The sequence below is a fragment of the Coriobacteriia bacterium genome (genome assembly GCA_013334745.1).
GTDB lineage: Bacteria > Actinomycetota > Coriobacteriia > Anaerosomatales > JAAXUF01 > JAAXWY01.
This window is the reverse complement of the sequence record JAAXWY010000045.1, coordinates 1-18,349: the sequence shown is the minus strand read 5'-3', so window position 1 is coordinate 18,349 and position 18,349 is coordinate 1. Positions and strand designations below refer to the sequence as shown.

16 protein-coding genes and 1 tRNA gene are annotated in these 18,349 nt (G+C 66.8%); 2 read left to right on the top strand and 15 right to left on the bottom strand.

Annotated features, from left to right (window positions below):
- The 9 genes from HGB10_10090 to HGB10_10050 all read right to left on the bottom strand — a co-directional run.
- Positions 1-291 (bottom strand): hypothetical protein (locus tag HGB10_10090; GenBank protein ID NTU72152.1); only part of this gene is annotated, 291 nt, incomplete at its 3' end.
- Between the two features lie 360 nt (positions 292-651).
- Positions 652-1,467 (bottom strand): hypothetical protein, encoded by an 816-nt coding sequence (locus tag HGB10_10085; protein NTU72151.1) that lies wholly within the window; start codon positions 1,465-1,467, stop codon positions 652-654.
- A gap of 11 nt (positions 1,468-1,478) precedes the next feature.
- A complete protein-coding gene (locus HGB10_10080) occupies positions 1,479-2,990 on the bottom strand; it encodes a 4Fe-4S binding protein (GenBank protein ID NTU72150.1) in 1,512 nt (503 codons plus the stop codon).
- A gap of 3 nt (positions 2,991-2,993) precedes the next feature.
- Positions 2,994-4,241 (bottom strand): glutamine amidotransferase family protein, encoded by a 1,248-nt coding sequence (locus HGB10_10075; GenBank protein NTU72149.1) that lies wholly within the window; start codon positions 4,239-4,241, stop codon positions 2,994-2,996.
- A 27-nt stretch (positions 4,242-4,268) separates the two neighbouring features.
- The gene (locus tag HGB10_10070; GenBank protein NTU72148.1) at positions 4,269-5,612 is read right to left on the bottom strand and encodes a hypothetical protein; all 1,344 of its coding nucleotides are present in this window, start codon (positions 5,610-5,612) and stop codon (positions 4,269-4,271) included.
- A gap of 207 nt (positions 5,613-5,819) precedes the next feature.
- Positions 5,820-7,820 (bottom strand): cation:proton antiporter, encoded by a 2,001-nt coding sequence (locus HGB10_10065; GenBank protein NTU72147.1) that lies wholly within the window; start codon positions 7,818-7,820, stop codon positions 5,820-5,822.
- 69 nt (positions 7,821-7,889) lie between these two features.
- A complete protein-coding gene (locus HGB10_10060; protein ID NTU72146.1) occupies positions 7,890-8,522 on the bottom strand; it encodes a LysE family transporter in 633 nt (210 codons plus the stop codon).
- A complete protein-coding gene (locus HGB10_10055; GenBank protein NTU72145.1) occupies positions 8,519-9,202 on the bottom strand; it encodes a response regulator in 684 nt (227 codons plus the stop codon). The genes HGB10_10060 and HGB10_10055 overlap by 4 nt, the downstream gene beginning before the upstream one ends.
- Positions 9,096-10,529, bottom strand: a complete 1,434-nt coding sequence (locus tag HGB10_10050) for a hypothetical protein (protein ID NTU72144.1) — start codon at positions 10,527-10,529, stop codon at positions 9,096-9,098. Before HGB10_10050 ends, HGB10_10055 begins: the two co-directional genes overlap by 107 nt.
- Positions 10,530-10,594: 65 nt before the next feature.
- Between HGB10_10050 and HGB10_10045 the strand changes: the two genes are divergently transcribed.
- Positions 10,595-10,680: transfer RNA gene (locus tag HGB10_10045), tRNA-Leu, on the top strand.
- Between the two features lie 22 nt (positions 10,681-10,702).
- Here HGB10_10045 and HGB10_10040 read toward each other — a convergent pair.
- Positions 10,703-11,992, bottom strand: a complete 1,290-nt coding sequence (locus tag HGB10_10040) for an MFS transporter (protein NTU72143.1) — start codon at positions 11,990-11,992, stop codon at positions 10,703-10,705.
- A gap of 190 nt (positions 11,993-12,182) precedes the next feature.
- Between HGB10_10040 and HGB10_10035 the strand changes: the two genes are divergently transcribed.
- Positions 12,183-13,166 carry an adenosine deaminase gene (locus HGB10_10035; protein ID NTU72142.1) on the top strand — a complete coding sequence of 328 codons (984 nt, stop codon included), beginning with the start codon at positions 12,183-12,185 and terminating at the stop codon, positions 13,164-13,166.
- Here HGB10_10035 and HGB10_10030 read toward each other — a convergent pair.
- From HGB10_10030 to HGB10_10010, 5 genes are all read right to left on the bottom strand, one after another.
- On the bottom strand, positions 13,159-13,419 hold the full coding sequence (locus HGB10_10030) for a hypothetical protein (GenBank protein NTU72141.1): 261 nt from the start codon (positions 13,417-13,419) through the stop codon (positions 13,159-13,161). The two genes, HGB10_10035 and HGB10_10030, sit on opposite strands and share 8 nt — an antisense overlap.
- Positions 13,419-14,822: a F0F1 ATP synthase subunit beta gene (locus HGB10_10025; protein ID NTU72140.1), complete on the bottom strand. Its 1,404-nt coding sequence runs from the start codon at positions 14,820-14,822 to the stop codon at positions 13,419-13,421. The genes HGB10_10030 and HGB10_10025 overlap by 1 nt, the downstream gene beginning before the upstream one ends.
- Before the next feature lie 92 nt (positions 14,823-14,914).
- On the bottom strand, positions 14,915-15,832 hold the full coding sequence (locus HGB10_10020; protein ID NTU72139.1) for a F0F1 ATP synthase subunit gamma: 918 nt from the start codon (positions 15,830-15,832) through the stop codon (positions 14,915-14,917).
- A gap of 3 nt (positions 15,833-15,835) precedes the next feature.
- Complete coding sequence (locus HGB10_10015) at positions 15,836-17,398, bottom strand: F0F1 ATP synthase subunit alpha (protein ID NTU72138.1); 1,563 nt, start codon at positions 17,396-17,398, stop codon at positions 15,836-15,838.
- A gap of 299 nt (positions 17,399-17,697) precedes the next feature.
- Positions 17,698-18,294: an ATP synthase F0 subunit B gene (locus HGB10_10010; protein NTU72137.1), complete on the bottom strand. Its 597-nt coding sequence runs from the start codon at positions 18,292-18,294 to the stop codon at positions 17,698-17,700.
- Positions 18,295-18,349: the final 55 nt, after the last annotated feature.

Genomic DNA, 18,349 nt, shown 5'->3' with positions numbered 1-18,349 from the left:
ACCGGCGAAGGAGGTCGATGCCGGGCCCTGGAGCCATGCGGACTGTGAGCCCGCGGCAGCCCGTGTGTCGTCGTACTCACGGTGCAGCGTGGTGCCCACGTTGATCCACGGCGGGGTGGTAAGTGCAGCGCCGTCGGTGCCACTCTCGAAGCCGGCGTCGACGAGCGTGCCGTCGGCGGCCAGCGCGGGCAGCGCGAACGCGAGGACGAGTGCGAGTGTCAGCAGCAGCGCGAGAAGCGCGCGGCGTGTTCGATACCCCCAAGCTCCATCAGGACGTGACGACGCGGACACGGCATACGTGTTCCCGATCACAAGAGCCTCCAAGTTGAGCGCGACCCCCCCGGGTGCGTAGTGCCTTATGCAAGCAAGATGTTGTTGAGTTGGGTACGGATGGACAGCGGGGTTAATGTTCATAAACCCACGCGTGAGCCAGTCTCGGGATTAGCACGGCACCCGTCAATAGCTGTCGGTCGCGAATTCGGCAGACGGGGCAACTATTCGGTGCGACGGGCCATCCGGTACCCCCTACAGTGATTGCCGTCACCAAGTCCCGCTGACCCGTCCCGGCCTGACAGCCCCCACACGCGCACCACACGAAGGGCCGCTGCGATTGCTCACAGCGGCCCTAACTCACTCAATGCGCCTGTTGACCTACAGGTAGGTGTAGAGCTTCCCGTAAGGACGGTGACTCACAGGAACCAGCTTGGTGAAGGGCTCCGAGAGAACCTCCTCGAGATTCATGCCCAGACACTCACAATAGTCGGCGAGCACGGGCTTGATGTCTGCGAGATCAGCCTCATCGGCCGTGAACACGCCGACCTCCTTGCCGCACTGCCACGGCTCGACCTCTCCGCGTACATATATGGCTCCACCGTGCATACCGGTGCCGAGGTAGCCGCCGACGAGCGGACCCTCGAGACGGGAGTTCATACCGAGCAGGATCAGCAGACCGCCGGCCATGTACTCACCGAAGAAGTCGCGGGCCTTGCCGCCGCACACCATGATCGGACGAAGGTCCTCGTAGGCCTTCATGTGAATGCCCACGCGGTAGCCGACGTCGCCCTTGATGAACACGCGACCGCCGCGCATGCCGTAACCAAGCACGTCACCTGCGTCACCGTGAATGATGACCTTGCCGGCGTTCATCGTATTGCCGACACCGTCCTGTGCGTTGCCGAACACCTCGAGCGTCGGGCCGTCCATGAGCATCGCCATGTCCTGACCCGGAGTTCCGTTGACTGTGATGGTGATGTCGGCGCCCTTGATGCCGGTGCCGATGTAGCGCTGCCCGTTGACATTGTTCAGCACGATGCTCTTCGCCCCATCAGCGATGGCCGCGCGAATCGCCTCGTTCACATACTTGTAGTACACGCTCTGCGCGTCGATGGTGACCGTCTCGCCCTCGCGGGTGAGCGTCGGCACCGTCTGGATGTAGCCCTCGATCGGGCCCGTGGTTGTCGTTGTCATATCCCTCTCCCCTACAGCCCGGCCGGCTTGACGCCGAGAATCTCGCAAGTCTGTGCATCGAGACCGACCGCGCGCAGACGCTCACGGCTACCTCGAAGCGACTCGACGGCGTTGACGCCGAGTGCGCCGAGAATCTCTTGCAGCTCGTGACTCCATGCGTGAACGAGGTTGGTCAGCCGCTCAGCACCCCACTCAGGATCGACGCGGCGAGTAAGCTCCGCCTTCTGGGTGGTCAGACCCCAGCTGCAGCAGCCGGTGTGACAGCCCTGACACAGGTGGCAGCCGAGCGCCATGAGCGACGCCGAGCCGATGGCGACGACGTCGGCACCCAGCGCGATCGCCTTGGCCATATCGGCCGACGAACGAATCGAGCCGGCTGCAATGATCGACGCCTGGTTGCGGATGCCCTCGTCGCGCAGACGCTGGTCGACGACCGCGATCGCGATCTCAAGCGGGATACCGATGTGGTCGCGGATGATGGCCGGAGCCGCGCCGGTGCCGCCCTTGAAGCCGTCGAGGTAGACGTAGTCCGCACCCGCACGCACGATGCCCGATGCGATCGCGCCGACGTTGTGCACGGCCGCGATCTTGACGCCGACCGGCTTGTAGCCCGACGCCTCCTTGAGCGAGTAGATGAGCTGGCGCAGATCCTCGATCGAGTAGATATCGTGATGCGGCGCGGGCGAGATCGCGTCAGACCCCTGCGGGATCATGCGAGTCGTCGAAACTTCCTTGTTGATCTTCTCGCCCGGGAGGTGACCGCCGATACCAGGCTTGGCGCCCTGACCGACCTTGATCTCGATCGCGGCACCACGCTGCAGGTACTCCGGGTTCACGCCGAAACGCCCCGAGGCGACCTGGACGATGACATTGTCCTGGTAGGGGTACAGATCGGCGTGCAGTCCACCTTCACCGGTGTTCATCAGGATGCCGAGACGCTCAGCCGCCATCGCAAGCGACTTGTGCACGTTGAGCGAGACCGAACCGTAGCTCATCGGCGAGAAGATGATCGGGGCGTCGAGCTTGACGTTCTTCGCGATGCCCGCGCCTTCCTTCAGGCGATAGCCGCCCTTGCCGTCGGATTCGACTTCGACGCTGTCGGGCTTGCGGCCCAAGTAGGTGCGAAGCTCCATGGGCTCACGAAGCGGGTCGATGGACGGGTTCGTGACCTGACACGCGTCGAGCACGAGGTGATCGAAGACGCTTTGGTAGAACTTGTCGTTGCCCATGCCCGTGAGCATGACGCCGCCGGACTCGGCCTGGCGCCACACGTTCTTGCGCTGCTCGGCGGACCAGTTGGCGTTGTCGCGCAGGGCGAGGTCGTTCTTCTTGATCTTGATGCAATGCGCCGGGCAGTAGGTCACGCAGCGGTGGCATGCGCGGCACTTCGTATCGTCCGGGAACGGGCGCTCGTTGAACGAGTACACGCCCCAGCCGCACTGCTGCACGCACCGGCCGCACTTGTGGCACTTGTCGTAGTCGATCTCGACAAGGAATTCCGGCTGGATGAGGGTCGTCGGCATCGGTTATCCCACCTCGACAATCTCGCAGGCGTCGGCGACGCCGGTCACGGCACAACTGACTTCGCCCGGCGACAAGTGCAGGTCGCCGTGGATCGGCCACTCCATACCCTTGACGCGCGCGATGACCGGCTCGCCGGCCTTGGGCGCCCATACAGCGTCCGGCGCGTCGAGCACCTCGCGCATAGCACTCTCTTCCGAGGCGACCATGATGCGCGTGCCCTGGCGGGCGGCGACAAGCGGGCGCAGCTTGATGCGGTCGTTGAGCGCGACCATGCCGCCGTTGAAGCCAAGCACGATCGCGAACGGCCCGTTGAGCATCGCGGGGCCGTAGACCGCGCGCAGCGAGCGCATCAGCGCGGCCTCCTCGGGTTCCATGCGATCGATCTCACTCCACAGCGGGCTCGCAAGCGCCTTGCAGGCGAGCTCGAGCGGCAGCTTGTGGCGTCGCAGTAGCAGGTCGAAGAGGTACGCCGCGACTTCGGTGTCCGTTCCGAGCGTGCACTTGTACCCGAACGCCTCGAGGTAGCGGCTGTTGATGCCGTAGCTCGAGATCTCGCCGTTGTGCACGATCGACCAGTCGAGCAGCGTGAACGGATGCGCGCCGCCCCACCAGCCCGGCGTGTTGGTCGGGAATCGATTGTGGCCGGTCCACGTGTGGCCCTCGTACTCCTCGAGAAGGTAGTAGTGGCCGATCTCCTCGGGGAAGCCAACGCCCTTGAAGGCGCCCATGTTCTTGCCGCTCGATGCGACGAAGGCACCGTCGATGGTGGAGTTGATGAGCATGACCGTGTGCACGATGTAGTCGTCCGCACTCATCTCGGAGTTCTCGAGCTTGTGCGGGTCGGGCTGCAGGAAGTAGCGCCAGAGCACCGGCGCGTCCGAGATGCCCTTGACCGCGCGGGTGGGCATGGGCTCGGCGAGGTCGACGACGAAGTAGCGGTCGAAGACGGCCTCGGCCTCTTCCTTGGCCTTCACATCGTGAAACATCATGTGGAAGCAGTAGTGATCGGGGAACTCGGGGTAGATGCCGTAGCCGGCGAAGCCGCCGCCGAGGCCGTTGCCGCGGTCGCGCTGAACGGCCATGGCCTTGATGGCCTCCACCCCGGACATGAGGGTGCCGGACTCATCGCAGATGCCCATGAGTCCGCATCCGCCGTGGATCTTGTAGGAAGCCTCCTCGGCGTAGCGCGGACGCTCGCCGAACAGACCGAGATCGTCGGTAAGGCCCGTCTGCGGCCTCGTCGTTGGCATGCGGTCGAGAAGCGGTTCGTACGTCATCTAGTCCTCACTCCCCTTGCTGTCATCACTTTCAGCCATGATTCGCACCATGACGTCGCCGCCGTCGTCCGGCAGCGGATCGAGACCGAGCTTCTTGCGGGCCGACATCTTCGGCTTGCCGAGCGTGCCCGTCTCCATGAAGGTCTTGTAGCCCGCCGGTACCGCCTCGGGGCCGTAGCCCTCGCGCAGTGCGATCACCTTGAGCTTGCGGAACGTCTCGGCCATGCCGATCTCGGAGTGGCACAACTCGAGACACGTGAAGCACTCGATGCACTTCCAGATGCTCTCGTCCTTGATGACCTCATCGATCTTGCCGTCGACAAGGTCACGGATGATGTCGTTTGGCTGGAACGTGGGGTCGATCTTGCACACCGGGCAGTCGTCTTTGCAGGCTCGGCAGTTGTCGCACTTGTTGAGCAGCGCGACGTCGAAGTCGAGCGCGAGGTGTGTCTTGTCGGCCTGACGCGCCGCCCACTTGTCGAGGAAGGGCTGGACACTGACGCGGTGCATGTCCAGGCCGAGCTCCTCGGGCTCGTGGCCGTACGCCAAGCCGATGAGCTCTGACAGGTAGAAGACCGGCACGTGCACGTTCTCGTTGGCGCGCTGCAGGGCGGCCTGATTGAGGTCGAACTGCTGGAAGCAGCTCGGGCACCCGACGACCATCGCGTCGACGTTGTGGTTCTGCAGGTCGTGCAGCTTACGGCGACAGAACGCAAGCGAGGACTCGCGCTGACCGACTCGGTCGAGCGCACCGCCGCAGCACTGCATCTTCGTGGGGTAGTCGATGACGCGCGCACCAAGTGCGCCGACGAGCTCCTCGAACTTCTTGGGGTGCAGCGGGTCGTCCCAACGAACCGCCGGCTGCGGCCTGAGCAAGTGGCAGCCGTGGTGGACGGCGATGTTCATGCCCCAGAAGTTCTTCTTGGCCTTGCTGGCGATCAGGCCGGCGCCCATGGAATCAGCGAGCCACTCGACGAAGTGCTGCACGTTGGTGGTGCCGTCGTAGTGCAGCCCCTCCTTCTCGAGGCGCTCGTTGACCTCATCGCGCTCGCGCCAGTTCGTCTTGAGGTGGCTCTGCGTCTCCTTGAACGTGGAGTAGCAGCCGTTACACGGCGTGACGAGTCCGAGGTCGGCGCGCTCGATGAGCGCGAGGTTGCGCGCAGCCGCCGTGTAGAACGTATCGGGGTCGTTCGCCTTGACGAGCGTTCCCTCGGGGCAGCAGGTGTGTCCCTCGAGTTCGTGTATGCGGGCGCCGAGGTCGTCGAACATGACTCTTGTCGCCTTCTCGATGAACGGGAACCGCGCGGGGATCGTGCACCCCCAGAAGACCGCGAACTCCTTCATGACGTCTCACTTTCCTTGTCGCCGCCGCAGAAACGAAAAACACCCGCCGAGACCCCTCTGTGGGTCCTGGCGAGCGCCATTGCTCGATTCTTCGGTTCGGCACGTCCTTGTGCCGTTCGGGAAGTATAGCACGCGTTTGGGGCGCGCGGAAACACGCTGGAAACGCAGCGGTTCCGCCACGCCGTGTCCGGGCGCGCCTGGTGTGAACTACTCGGTGGCGACCGAGTCGCTCGCCACGAGCGACGCCCCACCCCAACCCATGAGGGCGGAACCTTGCGCGACGCCCGGGATGAGCCGCAGCCTGTGGGGACCCGCGACAACCAGGATCGAGACGTCTGAGCGCTGCTCGGCGAAGGGTTTCGCCCGCAGCCCGAACCTGCGCACGAGCGACGCGGGTACGACGAGCAGCGCACCCTGCGGCAGCACATCCGGGTCCGCAAGCTGCTCAGCGCCGATGTGGATGTCGGTGCCCTCGGGGAAGTCGAGGCCAGCCAGCGACTGCTCATCAAACGACGTCACTACCAGTGGCAACTCGAGCGAGTTGACCAGCGAGAGTGCGACCTTCGTCGCCAACCCAACGTCAAGCCGTTTGGGAGGCGTGGTGGCCTGATCCAGCCCGAGGACGATCTTCGAGAACTTCTGCGAAGCCATCCGGGCAGCAAGTACCGGGACCGGAGACTCGCGGCCGATGCGCTGGAGCTCGGTGCCCATGAGTCGCGCGAGGGACAGATCCGCGGACTCGAATGGCGAGACGACCATCGTCGCCTTGCGGTCCGAGATAGCCTCGAGTATGGCGCCGGAGTATGAACCCGAGCGACGGATTCGGCTCTCGACGTCGGCGCCCGCAGCCTCGCCCGCCTTGGTGGCCTCGGACGCCCGGGCCTCCGCGGCCTCCATTGCATGCCCGCCCTCGGTCGCGACGGCGACGGGCAGGACGAGGCCCGCATCGCCAGCCGCGATCCCCGCGACAACGCGCATCAACCCGTCCACCGATGCGGTTCCTGCCGGTAGCCCGACGAGCACCGTGTCAGCAAGCGGACGTGACCCGCCCGCCGGAAGCTCCACACGCCGTGCGAAGAAGCGCGTTGTGAGCGACCCCGCGATAATCGAGAGCAGCACGACGAGAACGACGGCGTTGACGATCCGGTCGTCGAAGAGGCCGACGCCTGCACCCGCCAACGTCGCCGCGAGTGTCGCAGCCGCCTGCGGCATCGACATCCCGAGCATCAGGCCCGATTCATTCGTGGTGAACTTGAGCAACCTACCGCCGATGAAGGCCGCGAGCGCCTTGCCCGCGACGAGCGCAGCCATGAAGCCCAGCGCCATCGCTACTGTCGCCGGCTGAATCACCACCGCAGGATTGAGCTTGGTGCCGACGTAGATGAGGAACGCAGGCACGAGGAACGCGGATCCCACGAAGTCGACTCGCTCCATGAGCGGGCCGGCCTTCGGCACGAGTCGGTTCACTCCCAGGCCGGCAACGAATGCGCCGACGAGTCCCTCGATGCCGAACAGTTCGCAGCACGTCGCGCCCGCGGCCATCGCGAGCAACAGGAAGGCGAATCGCATCGCACGGTCATGCCCGAGGCCTCGGAAGTAGCGCTTGCCCAGCCACGGCATGACGATCAGCGAGAGCACCGCCGTTGCAGCGAGCCCCGCTACCACCTTGACCAGCACCGACACCGTCGAGCCACTCCCAGCGGCCTGCCCGGTCACGAGCGCCAGCACCACCAGAGCGAGGGTATCGGTGATGATCGTCGCACCTGCGGTGGTGGTCACCGCGCGGTTCGAGCTCACGCCGGCTTCACGGACGTCAGGCAGCGTCACCAGCGTATGCGATGCCCAGATCGACCCGATGAGAACCGCCGCGAGCGATCCAAGGCCGAGCATGAATCTCCCCTCGGCCATGCCGAGAAGGAACGGAAGCGTGAAGGTCAGGCCGCCGAAGATGAGCGCCGACGTGCGGTGCTTGTTGAAGGTCGCCATGTCGATCTCAAGGCCTGCCTGAAACATCAGATACAGCAGCCCGATGGTCCCGATCGCGTCGATCTGCACCGGACCGAGCAGGTGCAACACGTAGGGACCCGCGATTGTTCCTGCGATGACGAAGCCGATGATGCCCGGCAGTCGCAGGAATCCGGCTATGGCGGGTGCGACGACGATCGCAAGCGCAACGATCGCAACGATCTCGACTGGTCCGATGTGCACGTTGTCCCCCCTGGCAGGCCCGTCTGTCGTGCGTCGCGGCACGTGAAAGAACCGCGGCCGAGAACTGACTCAGTTTAGCGCGGTGACTCCTGCAATGAGAGCGATCACACCGAAGAGCGCAATCACGGCGCCCGAGACACGGTTGACCCATACCAGCAGCGTGTCGCCTGCGGCATGCCGAGCCATGGCCGTACCCGTCGACAGCACGACCCACCATGACAGGGACCCCGCCGCAACGCCCGCAGTCGCCAACAGGGCACTCCCGAGACCCGGCTGCGCGACAAGCCCTGCGCTCGCGAAGACGGCCGCGAACGCCATGACGGTCATGGGATTGGTGAGCGTGAGCCCGACTGCGCTGGCGTACAGAACTCCGAACCGGGAAGCATCGGCGACCTTCGCCGCGTCGTGCGCCGGCGGCGTGACGATGGCCCGCCAGCCGAGCCACAACAGCACGACGCCCCCACCGATCCGCAAGGGCGCCTGCAGGATGATCAGGTACTGCGAGACGGCCGACACGCCAAATGCCGCGAACCCGGCGTAGAGTCCATCCGCGGTGGCGATTCCGAGTCCGGTCGCCAATCCCCCGCGCCATCCGTGTGCGAGTACCCGCTGAATACAGAGCACGCCCATCGCCCCGACGGGCGCCGCAACGGCGATGCCGACGATGTAAGTCCGCAGGAGCAGCGAGGCGGCATCGCTCACTCGGCAGCCGCCTCGCTTGCTAAAACGACCGCCTCGGCGATTTCGCGAAGCGTCTTGCGCTTGTCCATCGCGAGCTTCTGGAGTCGCTTGAACGCCTCAGGCTCGGTCAAGCCGCGAGCCATGAGCAGCCCTTTCGCGCGATCGACCACCTTGCGCGTCTCGAGCCGTTCGGTGAGGTCCGTGACCTCCTCGGCGAGCGACGCGGCCTCCGAGTAGCGCGACACTGCGACCGCCATGGCAGGCATGACGTCTGCCGCCGAGAACGGCTTGACGATGTAGGCCATCGCGCCTGCCGCCGCCGCCTGCTCGACGTACCCGGCCTGCGAGAACGCGGTGACCATGACCACCGGCGCGATTCGCTCCTCGCCCAGTACGGTCGCCGCCTCGATGCCGGTCATGACCGGCATGTTGATGTCCATGAAGACGACGTCGGGCATGAGCTCGCGCGCAAGAGCCACAGCCTCCGCGCCATCGCGCGCCTCACCTACGACCTCATGACCCTGTTCCACGAGCATCTCGCGCAGGTCCATGCGGATGAGCGCTTCATCTTCGGCGATGAGTACACGCACGATGTCAGCCTTTCTGGGGAGCCGAGTCGGATGCCGGCCCGCCGAGCGGAACCCGCACGGTGACGGTCGTACCACGCCCACCGGTGAAGGTAAGCGTACCGCGCAGATCATCCTCGACGACCGTGCGGACGATCGCGAGCCCGAGATTCGCCGATGACACGGCGTCAAAGCCTTCCGGCAGTCCGACGCCATCGTCGCGGACCGTGAGCACGAGTTCGCCTGGCACCCGCCGCATACCGACGTCGACTCGCCCTTGCTCGCGATCGGCCATGCCGTGCTCGAGCGCGTTGTGGACGAGTTCGGCGACCGCCAGGGCGAGCGAGGTCGCCGTGTGGGCGTCCACCTCCCCGGTCGAGCCCTCGACAGCGACGGTGATGCCGCTCCCTTCGCCCACCAGACCGCGTCGGACCAGATCGGTGACCGTGCGCGCCGCAGCGGCAAAGTCGACAAGCTCCTCGTCGGAACCGGCGAGGAGATCGTGCACGACCGCCATCGAGCTTACGCGCTCGGTCGCCTCGGCGAGCGCGCGGCGCGCCTCATCGGTCCCACTGCGTCGTGCCTGGATGCGCAGGAGTGACGCGATCGTCTGTAGGTTGTTCTTCACGCGATGATGGACCTCGCGAATCGTGGCTTCCTTGACCTTGATCTCCGCATCGCGGCGCCGCGCTTCGGTGCGATCCTCGACGAGGACCAGCGCACCAGCTGGCAGGCCGATCGAGCGATACCCGAGAACCCTCTCGGCCACCTCGGTCTCGACATCGACGGCGTCACGGGTGCCCATCACCGGCGATATGCCGAATCCGCCGCCGGGCAGCGACGATGCCTGGCTGCCCGGGAGCGAGTTCTCGACACCCGCGAGCCGCATGATGTTGACCGCGTTGGGAGACGCGTAGGCGACCTGACCCGAGGCGTTCACGCGCATCACGCCATCCCCGGCCGTGCGCAGCGTCGAGAACGGCTCGCCGGTTCGGACGTCGACGAGCGGACCGTCGGCAAGGCTGTCGAGCAGCTCCTCGGCGACGTCCATGAACGCGTTCTCCATCGCGCCCGACGCCTCAAGGACCTGCTCGGCGAGGTTTCGGATCACCACAGCGTAGGGCTCGGGGCGTCCGATCGGCCACGCCGCAGTCGAGTAACTGATTCCGCGAGCGACGCGCCGCCTGCCATGGGACACGATTCCGGTCGACGACAGCGCAGCGTACGCCTCCGGCTCGTCATTTGTGGCGAGCGTCTGACCGACTCGCGTCGAGGCAAAGGGCGCTACAGCGGTGTTGGGCCGTGCGTCGGCGATAACCGCGAGCTTGCCCTTGCCGCGCACCAGTGCCAGCGCGAGGTCGCCGTAGCCCATGTCGGCGATCAGCTGAAGGTTCGCGGCGACGTTAGCCAGGTGCACCCGAGCCGCCTCGGGTAGCGTAGATGTGGGGTCGGTGGCAGCCATGAGAGCAGTATACGCGCAGGTCGCGCGGGCTCGCGGGTGCCGCTATACTCTGCGTTGCCGCGCGAGCCCGGGTGGTGGAATGGCAGACACGGAGCTCTCAAAAAGCTCTGAGGGAAACCTCGTGTGGGTTCGAATCCCACCCCGGGCACCACGCGACGGCCTCTCCGATGCGACTACTCGGTGACGCCCACTTCGTTCCGCGATGCCGCAGCCCGCTCCGACCACACGTAGAGCGGTGCCGTCGCGCCCACGAATACGGCGCCGACGAGCCACCCGAGCGCGATCGACGACTGCTGCGAGAGCCATCCCAGTGCGGGCTGCCCGACTCCGCCGCCAACGTCTCCGAAGAACGCGTCGAGGGAGAGCACCGTCGCCCGCTGAGCGGATGGGATGTTCGCATTGATGTAGGACTGCCTGATCGGTCCCGACACGCCGAACACCACGCCCCACGCCAACCACAAACCCACGACCAGCGAGAACGGCAGCACGCCCGGCTGTTTCGTGAACAAGCCCACGGCGGCGATGCCCGCGACGATCACCGTCTGTGCAACCGACGTCCACGCAAGTACGCGAGCGGGGTCCCTGCGAGCGAGGTCCGAGCCCATGATCGGCTTGACGAGGGCGTTGCCGGCGATGCCGGTCAGCGAGATGCCCGCCTGGATGATCCCCAGCATCCACACCGCGTTCTTCCCGAGCAGATCGAGCACGTACGGCTGCCACGAGTAGAACGCGAACATGTAGAAGACGCCGCCCACAAGCGACACGAACAGAAGCGGGCGTACCACCCTGTCGTGCCACCCGAAGCGCACACCGGCCTCGAGGATGCTACGTGTCTCTCTGGCGAAGGTCGCAGTCGACAGCGCACGACGCTCGAACCCGAGGTCCGCGAAGAGCACCAAGACCAGCACGAACGCGGCAACGAGCAGCGCGGCACGCACGATGTAGGGCAGACCGAGGTTCACCTGGCCGAGAAGGCCGCCGAGGAGCGAGCCCGTGAGCATGCCGGCCCCGAACGTCATCTGGCCCCACGCGAAGACCCGCTCCTTGGGTTCGTCGTATCCCACCGCATCGAGCGCGTCCACGAGCCAGGCGTCGACTGCGCCGGTCTGGAAGGTGAAGCCCAGTCCGATGAGCACGCTGGCGAGACTGAAGCCCCAGAACCCCCACCCGAGCGTCGGCGTCGCCACATACAGCAGCGTCGACGCGAGAATCGTCCCGATTCCAATGAGGTAGGACACCTTGCGACCGAGCGTATCGGCGATAACGCCGGTGGGAACCTCGAAGATGGCCTGTGCAACGAGGTAGATGGAGTTCACGAGCATGACCTGGAAGATGGTCAGCCCACCCACCTGCATCATGAAGATGGTGTTGGTCGCCCAGATGAGCGACGTGGCCAGCGTGAAAAGCAGGCTTGAGGAGATGTACGCACCAATCACGGCACGCGGCGTGTGCGCGGCGCTCATCGACGCACCTGGCCTGTTGCATCGCCGTACGGCTTGGTCATGAACACCCTTTCGCGCTCGTCGCTCTGGGGAACAAGTATTGCAGAGGCGGAGAATCGCGCGTGCCTCGCGCCAACCACACACGACCGAGGAGCCGACCGTGGCGACAGCACAGAACCTACCCGAGAACCTCGACGCTCTCATCGCCACGATGCCGAAGGTCGAGCTACACGTGCACCTCGAGGGCACACTCGAGCCGGAGCTCGCGTTCGAGCTCGCCGCGCGCAACGGCGTCACACTGCCCTATCGCGACGTCGATGCGATGCGTGCCGCCTACGACTTCACCGACCTGCAGAGCTTCCTCGACCTGTATTACGCCGCGTGTGCCGTGCTCGTGACGCGTGAGGACTTCCGCGACCTGACCGTCGCGTACCTGCGCCGCGCGGCCGCCGACAACGTGCGCCACGTCGAGCCGTTCTTCGACCCGCAGACCCACACGGCGCGCGGCATCGAGTTCTCCACCGTCATCGACGGCATCCTCGACGGCCTCGCCGTCGGCGAACGCGAGTTCGGCATCACCAGCGGCCTCATCCTGAGCTTCCTGCGCGACCTCACCGAGCAGTCCGCCGAGGAGACATTGACCGCCGCGCTCCCTTGGCTTAACCGGCTCGTGGCCGTCGGGCTCGACTCGGCCGAAATCGGCAATCCTCCCGAGAAGTTCGCGCACGTGTACGAGCGTGCTCGGGGACTCGGGCTTCGCGCGGTAGCGCACGCCGGCGAGGAAGGCGGCCCGGAGCTCGTGGCTCGGACGATCGACGTGCTCGGCGTGTCGCGCATCGACCACGGCGTGCGTTCGGCCGATGACCCGGAGCTCGTCACGCGGCTCGCCCGCGACGCGGTGCCGCTCACCGTCTGCCCGCTCTCCAACACCAAGCTGCGCGTCTTCGACAGCATGGCCGACTCAACGCTCGCCGAGCTGCTGCACGCCGGTGTGCGCGTGACGGTGAACTCGGATGACCCGGCGTACTTCGGCGGCTACATCGCCGACAACTTCCGAGCGGCAGCTGCCGCGCTCGGGCTGACGACCGCCGACCTGCGCACGCTGTCGGTCAACGCCGTCGAAGCTTCATTCGCCGATGAGGTGCGCAAGGCCGAGCTGCTCGGCGAGGTGGAAACGGCGTTCGCAGCTACGTGATCGCGATGATGACGTGGTCGTCGCACACATCGAGCACGCCCGCAGGGATCTCGCGTGCGAACGTCACCCCGTCGCGCGTGATGCGCATCCGGCAGGGCTCGATCTGCATCAGCATCGGCGCGTGATGCGGACAGATCGCGACCTCGCTACCGGGATCGTGGTCCACCTCGCGCCGACGGACGACAAGCCGATCGATCTCGGTTTGCGAGAACTCGACGCCGTGTGCCGAGACGATCTCGAGACACAGTGCCATCACGCCACCTCCGCCCCTGAGGCTCGCTGGAGAACCTCGTCCAAGGTGCTCGCCATGTAAAACGCCTGCTCCGGAATGCTGTCGCAGTTGCCTGCGCATATCTCCGAGAATCCGCGGACCGTCTCGGCGATCGGCACGTAGCAGCCGGGAATGCCGGTGTACTGCTCGGCGACGAAGAACGGCTGGGAGAGGAACTTCTGGAGGCGGCGCGCCCGCGTCACGACGATCTTGTCTTCCTCGGAGAGCTCCTCCACGCCGAGAATCGCGATGAGGTCCTGGAGTGCGCCGTAGCGCTGGAGGTAGGACTTCGTCTCCCGCGCGACCCGCACGTGCTCGGCGCCCACGTACGCGGGCTCGAGGATCGACGAGCCGGACTGCAGCGGATCGATGGCCGGGTAGAGCCCCATCTCGGCGACGCGGCGGGAGAGCACGACGGTCGCGTCGAGGTGGCTGAAGATCGCCGCCGGGCCAGGATCGGCGAGGTCGTCGGCGGGCACGTAGACCGCCTGCACGCTCGTGATCGCCCCGTCGTCGGTGGAGACGATGCGCTCCTCAAGCGACCCGACCTCGGTGGCGAGCGTGGGCTGGTAGCCGACCTCTGCCGGAATGCGGGCTCGCAGGAGCGAGACCTCGAGGCCGGCCTGCACGAATCGGTAGATGTTGTCGAAGAAGAGCAGCACGTCGGCGTGCTCGACGTTGCGGAAGTACTCGGCGGTGGTCAGCGCGCAGTACGGCACTCGGAAGCGCGCGCCCGGCGGTTCGTTCATCTGCCCGAAGTAGAGCACCGCGCGGTCGAGCACCTTGCTGCGCTGCATCTCACGCCACAAGTCGTTACCCTCGCGCGTACGCTCGCCGATACCCCCGAACACGCTCATGCCCTTGTGCTCGTGGCCGACGTTTCGGATGAGCTCCATGATGACGACTGTCTTGCCCACACCGGCGCCACCGAAAAGGGCCACCTTGCCGCCCTTGGGGAACGGTGCGAGCAGGTCGATGGCTTTCAGGCCTGTCTCGAAGACCTCGGGGTAGGTCCTCACGCGGGCGAACGGAACCGGGTCGCGACGGATCGGCCAGCGCGCGAGAGCGCTCACGGGCCCGAGTCCGTCGGTCGGCTCCCCCACCACGTTGAGCATGCGGCCCTTCACGCCCGGTCCCACCGGCACGCTGATGGGCGCCTGCGTGTCGTACACGCGCGTCCCGCGGGCAAGCGCATCGGTTGAGCCGAGTGCGAGTGCGCGCACCACCCCATCGCCGAGCAGTTCGACGGCTTCGAGCGGCAACCCGCGACGACGATCCCCGACGCGCAGCAGCGACCCGATAGCGGGCAGCTCGCCTCGGAAGCGCACGTCGACGACCGGCCCGGTCACGGCTGCGACCACGCCGTCGCACGCCTCGCGGCTGATCTCCTCGGCGGCGCGCTCGAGCGCCTCGGTCACGACGCCGGCAAGCTGCGGGTCGAGCGTTGGATCGAGCGAATGCGGTGTCTTCTGAGTGGTCACGACGCTGCCGCCTCCTTTCGCATGCGACCCGCGACGAGCACGCCGACAAGATCGGCCGTGATCGACTCGCGACGCAGCCGGTTGTAGTGGATGCGCAGCTCGGCGAGTGCGCGGTCGGAGCGCTCCGACGCCTCCTGCATCGTCACCATGCGTGCCGCCTGCTCGCTCGCGTACGCCTCGAGCAGCACGTCCTCGACCTGGAGCCGCACGAATGCGCCGAGCAGCTCGTGTACGCACGCTGCCTGATCGGGCTCGTAGCACCAGCGCAGGGCGGTCGGCACAGCGGGAACGCCGTTGCCGGCGGTCTCTTCCGGCATGACCGGCAGCAGCCGCACGGTGCGCGGCTCGCGGCGCATGGTAGAGAGGAACGCCGTGTAGGTCGCCCACACCTCGTCGACCTCGCCTGCAAGGAAGCGGTCGGTGGCGAGCGCAAGCAGCCGATCGATCTCGTCATCGGTGACGCCTGCGCGCGACCATCCGCTCGCATCGTCGATTGGGAGTGACGTGGCGCGTCGCAGGTACGTCTCGGCGCGACGGCCCTTCGCGATCGCCGTCACGTCGATGCCGCGCTCGACAAGCGACGCCGCGAACGTGCGCGCTTCTCGGCCCACGGCGAGGTTGTAGCCGCCACACAGCCCGCGATCCGCGCCCACCACGAGCAACAGCGCGCGCGTCACCTGCGGCCGCTCGGCCATGAGCTCCGAGAGCTGGGCGGGGTCGCGTCCGGCAGCGCGCGCAGCCGCTTGCTGGCGCGCGAGCATCTCGCGCAGGCGGGCCGCATAGGCGTGCGCTCCGCGAGCGCGTTCGTGCGTGCGTGCGAGCTTGGCCGAGGCGACGGTCGCGAGCGTGCGACACACCTCGCCGATGCCCTCGACACCCTGCATGCGCTTGCGGACGTCACCGAGCTTCTCCATCGCTCACGCCTCCGCCACGACAGGCGCGGGTGTGCGCTGGGCCAGAAACTCATCGAGTGCGGTACGCAGCGCGGCCTCGGTCGCGTCGTCGAGCCCGGCATCGCCGCCGAGCGACGACAGCACCTCGGGATGGCGCCCAGACATCCACACGAGAAGCTGCGCCTCGACCTCGCAGGCGGCTTCCACGGCCACCTCGTCGAAGTAGCCGTTGACGACCGCGTAGAGCGAGAGTACCTCGGCGCCGAGCCCCATCGGAGAGTGCTGGTCTTGCCCGAGCAGCGCGCGTGCACGCTCGCCTCGGGTGAGTTGGAGCTGCGTGCTCTCGTCGACTTCGGCGCCGAACTTCACGAACCGCGCCATCTCGTTGTACTGCGCGAGATCGATGCGCAGCCGCCCCGCGACCTGCTTCATCGCACGCGCCTGCGCGGTGCCGCCAACGCGCGAGACCGAGAGTCCCGGGTCCATCGCCGGGCGGCGGTTCTCGTTGAACGCACTGGCGTCGAGCATGATCTGCCCGTCACAGATCGAGATCACGTTGGTGGGGATGAACGCCGAGATGTCGCCCGCGAGCGTCTCGACGATAGGCAACGCCGTGAGCGAGCCGCTGCCGCGCTCCTCGGACAGCCGGGCCGAGCGCTCGAGCAGTCGAGAGTGCACGTAGAAGATGTCGCCCGGATATGCCTCGCGGCCCACCGGGCGGTCGAGCAGCGCCGACATTTCGCGGTAGGTCACGGCGTGCTTGGTGAGGTCGTCGTAGACCACGAGTGCGTCTCCCCCGCGGTCCATGAAGTACTCGCCGAGCGCGGTCGCCGCGTACGGCGCGAGGTAGCGGAGCGCCGGCATGTCGCCGGGCAGTGCCACGATGACGACCGTGTACTCGAGCGCCCCGTGCTCCTCGAGCATCGAGACGACTTGGCGCACCGCCGAGGCCTTCTGCCCTATCGCGCAGTAGATGCACGAGACGTTCGCGCCCTTCTGCGCGAGGATCGCGTCGAGCGCCAGCGTCGTCTTGCCGATCTTGCGATCGCCGATGATGAGTTCGCGCTGACCGCGCCCAACGGGCACGAGCGCGTCGATGACCTTCATCCCGGTATGCAACGGCCGGTCGACCGGGCGCCGATCGATGACTCCCGGCGCCGGGCGCTCCACCGGCAGCCACGCCGCCGGTACCACCGGGCCGCGACCGTCGAGCGGCTGCCCGACCGCATCCACGACGCGCCCGAGCACCCCCTCGCCAGCCGGTATGCGCAGCAGATGCCCCGTGCGCCGAACCTCGCCGCCTTCTCGGACGCGTGATTCCCCGCCGAGAAGCACGACGCCGACCGAGCCTTCCTTGAGCGAGAACGCGAGGCCGAGGCCACCGCCCTCGAACTCGACGATCTCCTGGCTGCCCACGTCGCGCAGGCCGCTCACGACCGCGACGCCGTCGCCCACGCGCACGACGCTGCCGGTGTCGAACAGCGGCTCGACGGTGGGCAGTGGCGTGTCGCCGGCGAGCAGTCCGCGCAGGAAGTCGAACGTCTCGGCGGACTCGGTGAGTTCCCCGAGCTCGAAGCGATCGTGCATGGCGCGCGTGATGCCGGAAAGCCACATCCCGCGCGGGTCGAGCACCACGCGCCCGACGTCGCCGACCGCGAGCACCGCGCCCGCGTCCATCGTCGGCGACACCTTCACGTCGAGTGCGAGCTCGCGTCCCGCTGCCGCGCAGACGCCGTCGCGGACCGAGCGCACGATCTCGTCGTCGAGGTGTGTGCGCACGTAGAGGGTGACGCGACCGCCCTCGAAGCCTGCGAGGAGTCGCCTGAGTGCCGCCGCGTCGAGCGCCACAGCGTCGGTGCCGATCGCTCCCGTGTTGGCGGCGGCGGTCACGGCTGCGCGACCTTGAGCCTGAGCGCCACCGGTGCGGCCGCGCCATCCATGCTCGACGTGATCGAGTGCTCGATGAGCTCGCGCTGCTCGGCGGCGGTGAGCCGCTCGTTCATGATCGAGCGCGTCGCCGAACTCACCAGCTCGACGAGCTGCTCGCGCAGTTCGAGTTGCATCTCCTGGCGCTCGGTCGCGAGTGCGGATTCGGCCCGTTCGGTGATCCGGGTGCACTCGGCGTCGACCTCGGCGCGCGTTGCGGCGTCGACCTCGGCGCACTCGGTCGCGGCGTCCTGCGTCAGTTCGTGAGCGCGCGCCTCGGCGGTACGGATCGCGGCTTCAGCTTCAGCCGTCGCGGTGGCAAGCGCTTCGTCGGCCGCGGTGGCGGTCGTAAGATGCGTTGCGATTCGCCGCTCGCGCTCGGTGAGCATGTTTGAGACGAACCCCTTGCGCTTCCCGAACCCAAACGCGACGACCCAGACGATTCCGACGAGGACCAGGAACTGAAGGACCTCAGCGACCAGGCGCAGCGGAGCGTGCGCGACCTCGGTGCCCATCTCGGCGACGATCTCGCGCGCCATTTCGACGATCTCAAGCATCGCGTCCACCCCCTCAGTTGGTCTGGCGGGTCATGAGGCGCTCGACCGTCGATGT

Coding starts and splice junctions, on each gene's coding strand:
- HGB10_10085 (NTU72151.1), bottom strand. CDS start 1,467: ATGACAACGACAACCACGGGCCCGATCGAGGGCTACATCCAGACGGTG.
- HGB10_10080 (NTU72150.1), bottom strand. CDS start 2,990: ATGCCGACGACCCTCATCCAGCCGGAATTCCTTGTCGAGATCGACTAC.
- HGB10_10075 (NTU72149.1), bottom strand. CDS start 4,241: ATGCCAACGACGAGGCCGCAGACGGGCCTTACCGACGATCTCGGTCTG.
- HGB10_10070 (NTU72148.1), bottom strand. CDS start 5,612: ATGAAGGAGTTCGCGGTCTTCTGGGGGTGCACGATCCCCGCGCGGTTC.
- HGB10_10055 (NTU72145.1), bottom strand. CDS start 9,202: ATGATCTGCGCGGTACGCTTACCTTCACCGGTGGGCGTGGTACGACCG.
- HGB10_10050 (NTU72144.1), bottom strand. CDS start 10,529: ATGGCTGCCACCGACCCCACATCTACGCTACCCGAGGCGGCTCGGGTG.
- HGB10_10040 (NTU72143.1), bottom strand. CDS start 11,992: ATGAGCGCCGCGCACACGCCGCGTGCCGTGATTGGTGCGTACATCTCC.
- HGB10_10035 (NTU72142.1), top strand. CDS start 12,183: ATGCCGAAGGTCGAGCTACACGTGCACCTCGAGGGCACACTCGAGCCG.
- HGB10_10030 (NTU72141.1), bottom strand. CDS start 13,419: ATGGCACTGTGTCTCGAGATCGTCTCGGCACACGGCGTCGAGTTCTCG.
- HGB10_10020 (NTU72139.1), bottom strand. CDS start 15,832: ATGGAGAAGCTCGGTGACGTCCGCAAGCGCATGCAGGGTGTCGAGGGC.
- HGB10_10015 (NTU72138.1), bottom strand. CDS start 17,398: ATGCACGATCGCTTCGAGCTCGGGGAACTCACCGAGTCCGCCGAGACG.
- HGB10_10010 (NTU72137.1), bottom strand. CDS start 18,294: ATGCTTGAGATCGTCGAAATGGCGCGCGAGATCGTCGCCGAGATGGGC.